Origin of the sequence: Vibrio sp. 10N.222.49.A3 (assembly GCF_041475145.1) — a bacterium.
Classification (GTDB): Bacteria; Pseudomonadota; Gammaproteobacteria; order Enterobacterales; family Vibrionaceae; genus Vibrio; species Vibrio tasmaniensis_A.
Genome location: NZ_JBFRVM010000090.1, coordinates 15,632 through 28,782, shown reverse-complemented (window position 1 = coordinate 28,782; position 13,151 = coordinate 15,632). Strand labels below are relative to the sequence as shown.

The 13,151-nt window shown below is 45.1% G+C and carries 8 protein-coding genes; 5 read left to right on the top strand and 3 right to left on the bottom strand.

Features of this window, described 5'->3' with window-relative positions; genetic code table 11:
- Positions 1-63 precede the first annotated feature (63 nt).
- The 3 genes from AB4589_RS16695 to AB4589_RS16685 form a co-directional block, all read right to left on the bottom strand.
- A complete protein-coding gene (locus AB4589_RS16695) occupies positions 64-1,584 on the bottom strand; it encodes a tripartite tricarboxylate transporter permease (RefSeq protein ID WP_009846586.1) in 1,521 nt (506 codons plus the stop codon).
- Between the two features lie 10 nt (positions 1,585-1,594).
- Positions 1,595-2,095: a tripartite tricarboxylate transporter TctB family protein gene (locus AB4589_RS16690; RefSeq protein WP_009846587.1), complete on the bottom strand. Its 501-nt coding sequence runs from the start codon at positions 2,093-2,095 to the stop codon at positions 1,595-1,597.
- 247 nt (positions 2,096-2,342) lie between these two features.
- Entirely contained in the window at positions 2,343-3,314 is a 972-nt protein-coding gene (locus tag AB4589_RS16685) for a tripartite tricarboxylate transporter substrate binding protein (RefSeq protein ID WP_009846588.1), read from the bottom strand.
- Positions 3,315-3,768: 454 nt separating this feature from the next.
- Between AB4589_RS16685 and AB4589_RS16680 the strand changes: the two genes are divergently transcribed.
- From AB4589_RS16680 to acnD, 5 genes are all read left to right on the top strand, one after another.
- Positions 3,769-6,942, top strand: a complete 3,174-nt coding sequence (locus tag AB4589_RS16680; protein ID WP_372101201.1) for an HD domain-containing phosphohydrolase — start codon at positions 3,769-3,771, stop codon at positions 6,940-6,942.
- A 391-nt stretch (positions 6,943-7,333) separates the two neighbouring features.
- Positions 7,334-8,053, top strand: coding sequence for a GntR family transcriptional regulator (locus AB4589_RS16675; RefSeq protein WP_017071741.1), 720 nt, complete (start codon positions 7,334-7,336; stop codon positions 8,051-8,053).
- A gap of 100 nt (positions 8,054-8,153) precedes the next feature.
- A complete protein-coding gene (gene prpB, locus AB4589_RS16670) occupies positions 8,154-9,050 on the top strand; it encodes a methylisocitrate lyase (protein WP_372101199.1) in 897 nt (298 codons plus the stop codon).
- A 147-nt stretch (positions 9,051-9,197) separates the two neighbouring features.
- The gene (gene prpC, locus AB4589_RS16665; RefSeq protein WP_372101197.1) at positions 9,198-10,412 is read left to right on the top strand and encodes a 2-methylcitrate synthase; all 1,215 of its coding nucleotides are present in this window, start codon (positions 9,198-9,200) and stop codon (positions 10,410-10,412) included.
- Positions 10,413-10,513: 101 nt separating this feature from the next.
- A complete protein-coding gene (acnD, locus tag AB4589_RS16660; RefSeq protein WP_372101195.1) occupies positions 10,514-13,150 on the top strand; it encodes a Fe/S-dependent 2-methylisocitrate dehydratase AcnD in 2,637 nt (878 codons plus the stop codon).
- The last annotated feature ends 1 nt before the right edge of the window (position 13,151 follow it).

Here is a 13,151-nt window from a genome sequence, read left to right as displayed (position 1 = left end):
AAGTGAACGGCATTAAGCCTGAGGCTCCCTTTATTTCGTTTTGTTTTCTAGGCTAAGCCAAGCTTATACCTCAACAGGCTTCGCTCTAAAGCTCTTGAACAGCTTAACCAGAATAGGACTAGATAGAACCAATACCGCTAAAATGGTGAAGGTCATTGTGATAGGGCGTTCCCAAAGGAAGCTGAGTTCACCATCACTGATCATCAGTGCGCGTCTCAAGTTCTCTTCCATTAAACCACCTAATATGAAGCCAAGCAGTAACGGTGCGAGCGGGAAGTTGGCCAGCCTTAACGCTATCGCCGCCATTGCCACAATTAGCATCACAAACACATCCATCGTGTTGAAAGACACCAAGTACACGCCTGTGATTGAGAAGAAAATAATCATTGGCAGTAGTACCGTTCTTGGTACCGCTAGCAGTTTAGAGATGTAAGGGATTAAAGGCAGATTCAAGATAACCAGCACGATGTTGCCAAAGTACATCGAGATAATTACCGACCAGAATACATCTGGGTGCTCAACGAACAAGCGAGGACCGGGTTGGATGCCATAAGCGATGAGTGCACCAAGCATAATTGCTGTAGTACCAGAGCCCGGAATACCGAGTGTCAGTAGCGGAACGAATGAACCACTCGAAGCTGCATTATTTGCTGATTCAGGAGCCACAAGACCACGAATACTGCCTTTACCAAACTCTTTCTGCTTGTCTTTTGGTGCTAGGCTGCGTTCCATTCCGTAGCTTAAGAAAGCTGCGATAGTCGCGCCAGCACCCGGAAGCACGCCAGTGAAGAAGCCAAGAATTGAAGAACGAATCGAAACGGGCGCGACTTCTTTGAACTCTTCTTTGGTCACTTTCATGCTGCCAATATCGGCCATCTTTTGGCTTTCTTCGCCGCTGGTGTCTTTCTCTGGTTTCAAAATACCCATTAAAGTCTCACCTAAAGCGAAGGTTGCCATAGCAAGAAGTAGGAAACTAAAGCCATCCATTAGGTCTGTTAGGCCAAACGTGAAACGCTCAACACCAACGCCTTTGTCGATACCAACAGTAGATAACATCAAACCAAGAATGGTCATCATCCATGCCTTTATTACCTGACCTGGGCCTGCAAAAGCCGCTACAGCCGATAGACCTAACAACATCAATGCAAAGTAGTCTGACGACTGGAAGCTCAATGAGACACTTGCTAGAGCCGGTGCTGCAATCAAAAGCATGATTGCTGACAGAGTACCGCCAGTGAAAGAAGAGTAGGCTGCTAGTGCCAACGCTTTACCTGCTTGGCCTTTTTGTGCCATTGGGTAGCCGTCGAATGCGGTTACTACCGTTGAAGAACAACCTGGAGCATTGATTAAGATTGATGACGTTGAGCCACCAAATACTGCGCCGTAGTACACACCTGCCATTAAGATTAAGCCAGAAGAAGGGTCTAGGCCGTATGTAATCGGGATCATCAACGCGATTGCTGAAATTGGACCTAGCCCCGGGAGCATACCAATGAAGGTACCCACGAAGCAGCCCACAATTACCATCATGATGTTCATTGGCATCACAGCGGTAGAAAGTCCTTGTAAAATTCCGTCTAACATAATGTTATCCCTACCAAAGAGTGAAGATTAAGCCAGGCTCTAGGTAGATATCTAAGCCTTGAGTTAATAATAAAAAGAACGCGATAACGAAAGGAAATGACGCGCCAAATAAAATAGATTTACGGCGCTCACCCAATAGGTAAAAGCCAGCAAGCAAGAAGAAGCTAGTTGCTAAAACAAAGCCAAGATAAGTCAGTCCAACACCGTACAAAGCCATCAACACTAAAAAGCCAATGAGCAGCTTCCAGTTCAACGGCGTGGTGTCGCATGAAACCTTCTGGTCCGGTTGTCCTGTAACTAGTAGGATCAACGACAGGCCGATGCCGATAAACGTTAATAGGGTAGGTAAAGTTCTTGCTGTGAAGGGTTCGTACTCGTCACCGGGGAACAAAGGAATTAGCGTGGTTTGGTAGCCATAGCACAAGCACGCCAGCATAAAGATCATGGCTCCGATGCGATCCTTTGAAAGCAAAGATTCCTTACTCAGAAATTTGGTTGGTAAGTCCGACATATCCAACTCCATTTGGGGTGGTATAAATAGTAAAAAAGCCGTACATGAGCGAGTTAATGAAGAATGTCTGGGATCACTAACCAAAGGTAAGCGAATTACGGTACTGGTTTATCAGCCACTTGCGTTTACAACGAATCGGCAAGCGTTAGTAATACGTCTACGAATAAACAAAGGAGTTTGAAGTTAACTCATGTACGGCGAAACAAGGAAAGAGTAAGAGGGCACATAGACCCTCTATGGTTGTTAGTTATTTCAAGAAACCAAGCTCACGCATTAGGTCGCCCATCTGTTTTTCTTGGTCTTCTAGGAAGGCGTAAAAATCTTTGTCAGCTTTGTAGTTGTCAATCCAACCGTTACGGTCACGAACCACTTGCCATTCATCGGTCTTGTACATCTTGCCTAGAGCTACATTCCACTCGTCGATTTTCGCTTGGCTAGTGCCAGGTGCCGCGAAGAAGCCACGCCAGTTAGCAAATACTGTTTCGTTGCCGTACTCAGTTAGTGTTGGGATGTTTGGTGCCGCATCAAGACGCTTTGGTGCCGTTACCGCCAATACTTTTACTTGGCCTGATTTAGACATTTCTAGCACTTCACCAAGGCCTGTCGAAAGCAGTTGTGTTTCGCCAGATAATAGAGCTGCCATTGCTTTACCACCTGCATCGTAAGCAATGTATCGCACTTTCTTCGCATCAAAACCTTCGCCTTTGAACGCTGCCGCCACAACAAGGTGATCCATGCTGCCTCGAGCCGAGCCGCCTGCAATTTTCACTTTACGTGGGTTGCTTTCGAATTCTTTTACTACATCTTCCCAAGTGTTGTACTTCGAATCCGCAGACGCAACGATTGCGCCATAGTCGGCAATAGTTGCTGCTACAGGAGTTAGGTCGCGGAAAGATTGTGGGAAGATCCCCGTTAGTGAACGAACAACGATAGGCGTTGAGTTCACCATTAGCGTGTCTTCTTGACGTTGAGCCGTCTCGATTAGGTGTGCAATGGCTTTACCGCCACCACCACCAGACAAGTTTTGGAAAGAGACATTTTCTACGATGTCGGATTTAACTAATACATCACCCGTACCACGAGCCGTCATATCCCAACCGCCACCAGCGCCGCCAGGGATTAGGAAGTGGATTTTTTCTACGTCAGCAGCAAAAGTGTTAAAAGAAAAGGTTGCTGCGATGATAGAAGCCGCAAGAGTAGGTTTCAGTGCCTTGAACATGGTTCACGTTCCTTATGTAGGGGATCTCTTCAATGGAGAGAAACTTATGTTTTATATCCAGCTGCTAAATACACGAGTAGGGTATTGCTTAGCAGATGACGTTAAAGTTAACGGTGTGTTAAAGAATTGTCTGTAATGCGGTGATATTGAGGATAAAGAACATTGGGTGAATAAAGTTCATAAAGTTCACGGTGGCGCAGCTATAGGATTCTTCAAGAAATAATCACTCTGATTTTTTCTTGAGTTTATTTGAACAATTTGTTCTGACTATTGGTCGATTTATACTGCTGGGTATCATTAAAGTGGGTACTTTATTACGGCACAAAAAGAGATATGGGGAAACGACATTAAATATATAGAATAATGTGTTGCTAGGTGGGTTATGCTACTGTAATAATATAAATATTGCTGGCACGTTACATTTCTGAGCTAATGGTTATTCAAGGATCGAATAATGACAGACAAAAAAATTTCGTTACGATTTACTGTTGGAGGAATGTTTTTACTCGCGACATTTCTTACAGCTGTTGTTGCGGTTTCACTGCAATATTACTTCAGTAAAAAAATGGCGACGGAGAGTACTCTGTCAAAATTGACGATGGTGTCTCATGACCTGAGTGATTATATAGGCGCTATTGATTCTGACGCAGCCAACACTGCGCGTTTACTTGCTTCAGTGAAACGGTCAATCAGTAACAAAATATCGAAAGAAGAGTCGCGTAGTATTCTTTCTGAAGCCATTAAAGATAACCCTCTCTTTTATAGTATTTACATTGGCTCATCCGATGAAAATTTCTTCCAAATTATTAATCTAGAATCTGCCCCTGTCGTTAGAGAAAAAATAGGTGCACAACAAACGGATCGTTGGGTTGTGGTTGAGATTAAAAATATAGGGCAGGAGCGAGTCCGGACAACGAAATACTTTGACCAAGAGTTTACGCTCAGAAGCTCAACTACGGAGCAGAGCAACTACTTTCCAACGACCAGGCCTTGGTATGTTTCTGCCAATGTTCAGTCGGTCGAAAAAACTCAGCCATATCTTTTTCAGCATTTACAAATTACCGGACAAACTTATTCTTTAGCGTTTGAGTCGAAAATAGAATCTGAAATTCAACATGTGATTGGTATTGATATTGTGTTGTCTTCTTTGGCTAACAAATTATCAGGTACGGCGCTTGGATTAGCAGAAGATAGTAAGGTTGAGTCTTTCTTATATTCGAAATCGGGAAATATCATAGCGTCCAACCTCAAGGTTAATAATCAGGAATCGGAGTTTGATGTATCAACATTGATATTATCATCTGAGCAAAAAACCTTGGTTAACGATACCCCTCCGCTGCTAGTTTCTAATCAAAATGATTGGGGGCCGATGGACTTTTCTGTGGCGGGGAAACCAAACGGTTATGCGATAGACCTTCTCAAAATGATCGGTGAGATGACTGGGATCAGGTTTGAATTTGTGAATGGTTTCTCTTGGGACGAGCTTGTCAGTAAGTTTCAAGAAGGAAGTATTGATGGCCTGCAATCGGTTCAACATTATAAAAATAATGGCATAGATGGCCTATACACGACTCCAATTTATGAATTGCCATTTTCTATCGTGACAAGGGTCGGCGCGAAGGTTGTCACTAATTATGCCGAGCTTGAGGGTGAAAAAGTTGCCATTTTATCTGGGTGGTCAATTATTCCTAAGTTGAGAGAGGATTTTCCGAACATTGATTTAGTTGAATTTGAAAACCTAGAGTCTGCATTTAATTCAATTGAAAGCGAAGAGAACTTTGCTTTCTTAGAAGCAGAACCCGTACTCTCGTTTGCATTAGATAGGTTTTTCCAGCCAGGCCTTGTTGTCAATGGGACTCTAGAAGATCTAAAACGGAACTACACAAATCAATTCCATTTGGTGTTGCAGAGCAAGCATAAGCAATTGCTTCCAATTATTGATAAGGCTATCAGTAGATTGGGTGATGAACAACTTGATGCCTTAGCGAAAAAGTGGCTCCATGATACCGGCTTTAATACGAATACGACGGTTCCTTATACTGAACTTTATGATTTGGCTAAGGAAGCAACGGTTGAAGGCAGTATGATAAGGGTAGAGTTGAATGGCGAGGTCAAGCATCTCTATTTAAAGAAAATAGACACGGGCGAACACTACTCTGAGTATTTTGCGGTATTGATTCCCGAAACTGAAATCTTTAGTACAGTCAATAAACGTCTAGTAACCTCTGTTGGCGTAACGATGTTACTGATGAGTTTGACCTTGCCTATTGCATGGGTTTTTGGTGCACCGATAGTGCGTCCTATTCGTCAATTAGAGGAGGAGACTCATAAGATCAAGATGCGTGATTATGACAGTGTCGAGCTTGTTGAGACTCGAATTAAAGAGGTATGGGAACTGTCTATTGCAGTGAAAGGCATGGCTGCAGAGATTAAGCGGCATGAACAGACCCAAGAAGCCTTTGTTGAGTCGTTCATTAAACTTATCGCTCAAGCTATCGATGATAAGTCCGCTTATACGGCTGGGCATTGTAACCGTGTACCAGAACTGGGTTTGATGCTGGCTGATGTGGCTGAAAAATCACAGTCTGAGCACTTCAAAGATTTTAAGTTTGAAAATGATGATGAGCGTCGTGAGTTTAGAATTGCGGCTTGGCTTCATGATTGTGGCAAGATCACGACACCTGAACACATCGTCGATAAAGGTACGAAGCTAGAAGCTAACTACAACCGAATTCACGAGGTGAGAACTCGATTTGAAGTGCTTTGGCGTGATGCAGAAATTACAGCTTTGACAAAACAACTCGAAGGGTCTCTACCGGCTGAGCTGGTAGCTGATGAACTTGCGTCAACCAAACAGCAGTTACAAGAGGACTTTGAGTTTATCGCGACATCAAACGTTGGTGGTGAATTCATGAGTGATGATAAAGTCGCACGTATTCGCTTGATAGCTGAGACTACTTGGACACGTAACTTTGATGATCAACTTGGTTTGTCACCGATAGAGGCGTTGAATCGAGAATCGAGCTCAAGCTTACCAGCGGTAGAGCCGCTGTTATGTGATAAGCCTGAACATATAGTGAAAAGAGATAGGCCGTTAGAGTTCGACCCGAAATATCAAATAAAAATGGATGTGCCTGAGCACTTATACAATCTGGGCGAAGTCTATAACCTGAGTATTGCGCGTGGCACCTTAACTGCTGAAGATAGGTTTAAGATAAATGAGCACATGCTTGGTACCATCAAGATGCTTGAAAACCTGCCATTCCCGAAAGAGCTAAGCCGTGTGCCTCGTTATGCGTCGACTCACCATGAAACCCTTAAAGGCACAGGCTATCCAAGGAAGCTGACAGGTGATGACCTTTCAATCCCAGAACGTATTCTGGTGATCTCAGATATTTTTGAAGCGTTAACTGCTGCGGATAGGCCTTATAAGAAGGCGAAACCAATCAGTGTTGCTGTAGACATCATGTATAAAATGTCGTTGGACGAGCATCTTGATATCGAACTGTTTAGATTGTTCTTAACCAGCGGTACTCACCTGCGTTATGCAGAAGAGTATCTCAAACCAGAACAGATTGATTTTGTCGATATCAGCAAATACCTCGAAGTCACTCGTCAGATAGCTTGATTAAAGGTTGGCTTGTTAGAACGGGTTCGATGAATGAAAGGCGCACATGAGTGCGCCTTTTTTATATCTGTTTATCGGTGAGCTGGTGGATAGGCACAAACGGGGCTGCTTTTGACCAGTTCGGCTATAAGTTGTCGACACATCGATTTTAAATGACTTTAGAGTAGGTATCGGGCTGGTTGTTGTTGTCCTGTTTAAATTAATAAATAACAAGTATTTAAGTTGTTTTCAGTGTCCTTTTGGATGAGTTTTTATCGTATATAAAAAATACTACCTTAGTCTAAATTGTCGACAATCTGCTTGATTGTCGACAATTTGATCGTGTATTTTATGTTCATGTTATGAAATTGTTGACAGTTAGGATCGGCAATCAGAAGTGAGCAGCGTGAATATGAATACTGCGATAAAAGACCTCACCTTAAGTGCAAACACGAAAACACGTGTGAGCGACAAAGAAAACACCAAGTCGGAAAATCTGACTGAGTACCTCGTTGAGGCGATTGTTAACGGTGAATTAGCACCGGGCAGTAAGATCTCGGAGCCTGAACTGGCTAAACGCTTTGAAGTAAGCCGAGGTCCATTACGTGAAGCGATAATGCGTGTGGAAGGGCTAGGGCTTATTGAGCGAATTCCTCATGTCGGCGCTCGAGTTATTACTTTTTCTGCAGACAAACTGCTAGAGCTTTACGCGGTGCGAGAGGCATTGGAAGGCATGGCGGCTCGCCTAGCAGCGCGACATATCACACAAGAAGAGCTTATCGGGCTTGAAGGATTATTGTCGACACACTCAAAGCACATCGATGAAGTCGAAGGTTCTTCTTACTTTCATCAACATGGGGATTTTGATTTCCATTACCGCATTATCAAAGCGAGTCGTAACAGCAAACTCATTTCGCTGCTGTGTGATGAGCTTTATCACCTATTACGCATGTACCGCTATCAATCGCCTAGGGCTCAGTCTCGACCAAAAGAGGCGCTCGATGAACACAAATACATCCTACAAGCGATTCGTAATCGCGATGAAGAGCTAGCAGAAATGCTAATGCGACGACACATCTCGGGTAGTCGATTGCTTATAGAGCAACAAATTCAATCCAAAGATCTTGATTAAGCGACCATTGGAACCTGTCAGCAGATCAGTGCTGGCGATAACCAAAAGCCGTAAGTTTTAAAGATTAGCTAGAAATAAACAATTAACAGGGAGCGTCATTATGAAGTTATCAGCAGGAGTAAAGTTCCGACAAGCTGTGCAAGACAACGACCCATTACAGATCGTCGGCACGGTGAATCCGTATTGCGCGATGATGGCAAAAAACTTGGGGCATCAAGCGATCTATTTGTCGGGTGGAGGTATCGCCAATGCGTCTTATGGTTTGCCTGATTTAGGTATTACGACATTGAACGATGTGTTGGTGGATGTTGAACGTATTACCAATGCGTGTGATTTGCCCTTGCTGGTGGATATCGACACGGGCTTCGGTGGCGCGTTCAATATTGCGCGTACGATTCGCGCGATGGAGAAGGCGGGCGCGGCTGCTATTCATCTGGAAGACCAAGTCGCTCAGAAACGCTGTGGTCATCGACCAAATAAAGCAATTGTTAGTCAGCAAGAGATGGTCGATAGAGTCAAAGCGGCAACCGATGCTAGAACCGATGACAGCTTTGTGATTATGGCGCGTACCGATGCATTGGCGGTTGAAGGAATTGACAGTGCGATTGAACGAGCGATTGCGTGTGTTGAAGCGGGTGCTGACATGATTTTCCCTGAGGCGATGAATCAACTCGATCAATACGTGAAGTTCTCGGCGGCGTTGAAATCAGCAACGGGTAAACACGTGCCTATTCTTGCGAACATCACTGAGTTTGGCCAAACACCACTCTACAACTGTAATGAGTTGGCCCAATCAAGTGTCGATATGGTGCTTTACCCATTGAGTGCGTTCCGTGCGATGAACAAAGCGGCGGAGAATGTTTACAAGCATTTGTTAGTTGAGGGTAATCAAGAAGCTCTGTTGGATTCAATGCAAACTCGTAAAGAGCTTTACGAACACCTTAATTACCACGACTACGAGAACAAGCTTGATCAGTTGTTTTCAAGCGAAGGGTAAAACCAGTTTCAATTAATCAAAAATCAACTTAATCCAATAACGTGAAATGGTTAGTCGCCATATCCAGTACCGATGATAAAGATCATCGGACACATAAACAGGCAGCACCAAAGAGTGCAGGCGGCTAACACAGAAAAGGAGTTCACCATGTCTGTATCTTTGAGTGATAAAGCAGCTGTCGATAAGGCTTCAACAGAAAACCAAACACAAAGCGCAAAAACAGCAAGTGCACCAGTAAGCACACCTGCAATCGGTGGTGCTGGTCTACGTGGCCAGAGTGCGGGAACCACGGCGCTATGTACGGTAGGAAAATCAGGAACCGGCTTAACCTACCGTGGTTATGATATTACTGACCTTGCTAATCATGCTCAGTTCGAAGAAGTGGCGCATCTGCTACTAAGAGGTCATTTACCCACTGAAAAAGAGCTTGATGATTACAAAACATTGTTGGTTGGCCTACGCGGCTTACCTCAACCTTTGAAAGTAGCATTAGAGCTTATCCCTGCTGACGCTCATCCGATGGATGTGATGAGAACGGGTTGTTCAATGCTAGGTAATTTAGAGCAAGAGACTGATTTTTCTGAGCAACTGCCCGCGACTGAACGAATGCTCGCGCTTTTCCCTGCGATTATTTGTTATTGGTACCGCTTTAGCCATGATGGCGTGCGAATTGATACTGAAGATCAAAGCGAAGCATGTCTGGGTGGCTACTTCTTGAAAATGCTAACGGATAAAGCGCCTAGTGAACTTCATAAGAAGGTGATGCACTGCTCGCTAACTCTTTACGCGGAACATGAGTTTAATGCTTCAACCTTTGCGGCTCGTGTGTGTGCATCAACGTTGTCGGATATTCACTCGTGTGTCACCGCAGCGATTGGTACGTTGCGAGGCCCTTTACATGGCGGTGCAAACGAAGCTGCGATGGAAATGATCCAAGATTGGCAAACCGCCGATGAAGCGGAAGCGAACATTATGAATATGCTTGCTAACAAAGACAAAATCATGGGCTTCGGCCATGCCATTTATCGTGAAAGCGACCCACGAAACGCCTTAATCAAACGCTGGTCGAAAGAGCTAGCTCAAGAGGTGGGTGATGAACAGCTGTACGCCGTTTCAGAACGTGTTGAAGCGGTAATGAAGCGCGAGAAAGGGTTGTTTTGTAATGCGGACTTTTTCCACGCATCGGCCTACCACTTCATGGATATTCCAACCAAATTATTTACTCCGATCTTCGTGATGAGCCGCCTTACGGGTTGGACGGCGCACGTGTTCGAACAGAGAGAAAATAATCGCATCATTCGTCCAAGTGCAGACTACACCGGCCCAGAGCATCAAGACTGGCTACCAATCCACTTACGTTAGTCCTCTATATCGAGCCGACTTATGTCTTGAGGTGACTTCCGTCTTCATATGACAAGGCCTCAAGAACCAACGAATAGAATTTAACAGATAATGGTGGATGTATGTTTGATGTAAAACTTGAACAAGCTCAGTACCTTGATAAAAATCAGTACCGTAAACTTTTACCCGGAACCCATTTAGAGTATTTCGATGCTTGCGAAGCGGTAGAAGCACTATCTCCAGGCAGTTATAAAACCTTGCCTTATACGTCGCGAGTATTGGCAGAGCAATTAGTAAGACGCTGTGATCCTGAAACCCTTGAAGACAGCTTAAAACAGATCATTGAACGCAAGAGCGACTTAGATTTTCCTTGGTATCCTGCGCGCGTTGTATGTCATGACATTCTTGGTCAAACAGCCCTAGTAGATTTGGCTGGATTAAGAGACGCGATTGCCGACCAAGGCGGAGACCCTGCCAAGGTGAACCCCGTTGTTGAAACCCAACTGATTGTTGATCACTCTTTAGCCGTGGAACATGCCGGGTTTGATAACGAAGCGTTTGATAAAAACCGTGCGATTGAAGAGCGCAGAAACGAAGACCGTTTTCACTTTATCGAATGGTGTAAAACCGCGTTTAAAAATGTGAGTGTGATTCCTGCGGGTAATGGAATTATGCACCAGATTAACTTGGAGAAAATGTCTCCGGTGATTCAATCCAAAGAGGGTATCGCGTTTCCCGATACCTGTGTCGGCACCGACAGTCATACACCGCACGTTGATGCTCTGGGTGTTATTGCGATTGGTGTGGGCGGCTTGGAAGCTGAGACTGTGATGCTCGGTCGTCCGTCGATGATGCGCTTGCCTGATATCGTGGGCGTCAAGCTAACGGGTCAAAGACAAGAAGGGATAACCGCAACGGATATTGTGCTTGCGATTACAGAGTTCCTCCGTAATGAGAGAGTGGTCTCAAGCTATTTGGAATTCTTCGGTGAAGGGGCTCGTGCACTGACCATTGGTGACCGCGCAACCATCTCCAACATGACGCCAGAGTACGGCGCGACTGCGGGGATGTTCTACATCGATGAGCAGACTATTCAATACCTTAAACTCACAGGACGAGAGCCTGAACAAGTTGAACTAGTCGAATGCTATGCCAAGCAAACCGGACTTTGGGCTGATGACTTAGATTCCGCTCAATACGAACGTGTGCTTGAGTTTGATTTGTCTAAAGTTGAGCGAAATCTTGCGGGGCCTTCGAATCCTCATCGCCGTTTGCCAACCAGAGAGCTGGCTCAGCAAGGTATCAGCCAAGCTTCTTGGAAAGAGCAACACGCTGAACAATATTCTGATCAACAAATGCCAGATGGTGCCGTGATCATTGCGGCAATTACCTCTTGTACTAACACCAGTAATCCAAGAAACGTGGTCGCCGCCGCACTGGTGGCTAAGAAAGCTAATCAGCTTGGTTTGGTTCGCAAGCCATGGGTGAAAACGTCATTTGCTCCAGGCTCTAAAGTTGCCAAGCTCTATCTTGAGTCCGCAGGTTTGCTTCCCGAACTTGAACAATTAGGCTTTGGTATCGTGGGTTATGCGTGTACGACCTGTAACGGAATGAGTGGGGCGCTGGATCCTAAAATCCAACAAGAGATCATCGACCGCGACCTGTATTCAACCGCTGTGTTATCGGGGAACCGAAATTTCGATGGTCGAATCCATCCATACGCAAAGCAAGCCTTTTTAGCGTCACCGCCATTGGTGGTTGCTTATGCCTTAGCGGGTACGATGCGCTTTGATATCGAGAAAGACAGTTTAGGTACGGACAACAATGGAAAGCCAATCTACTTAAGTGATTTATGGCCGAGTGATGCAGAGATCGATGCCGTTGTCGGTGAGCATGTTAAGCCACAGCAATTCCAACAAATCTACGTAAAAATGTTCCAGCCAGACGAGGATCAGGTGACTGCTGAGCCGCTTTATGACTGGCGACCTCAAAGTACCTATATACGCAGACCACCTTATTGGGAAGGGGCTCTTGCGGGAGAGCGAAGCCTTTCAGGAATGAGACCTTTAGCGATTCTGGGTGACAACATCACTACGGACCATTTATCTCCTTCAAATGCGATTCTCGCTTCGAGCGCAGCGGGGGAATACCTCGCCAAAATGGAAGTTCCGGAAGAGGACTTTAACTCCTACGCGACCCATCGAGGCGATCACTTAACCGCGCAACGAGCAACATTCGCCAACCCTAAGCTGTTTAACGAAATGGTGAAGGACGCTGGAGAAGTCGTGCAAGGTTCATTAGCAAGAGTTGAACCTGAAGGTCAAGTTACGCGAATGTGGGAAGCGATTGAAACCTACATGAATCGTAAACAACCCTTGATTGTCGTTGCTGGTGCCGATTATGGACAAGGTTCATCACGTGACTGGGCAGCCAAAGGTGTACGTCTAGCGGGTGTTGAAGTGATTGTTGCTGAAGGGTTTGAACGAATTCACAGAACCAACTTGGTTGGCATGGGTGTTCTGCCTCTGCAATTCAAAGCGGGGACCAATCGCAATACCTTACAACTCGATGGCACCGAGCTTTACGATGTTTACGGCGATATTGAAGCGGGTTCTGATTTGGCTCTAGTGATCACTCGTAAAAACGGTGAAAAGCTTGATGTGCCAGTAACCTGTCGATTAGACACCGCTGACGAAGTGAATGTGTACAGCGCTGGTGGCGTATTGCAACGTTTCGCTAAAGACTTTCTCGCCCAGTAGG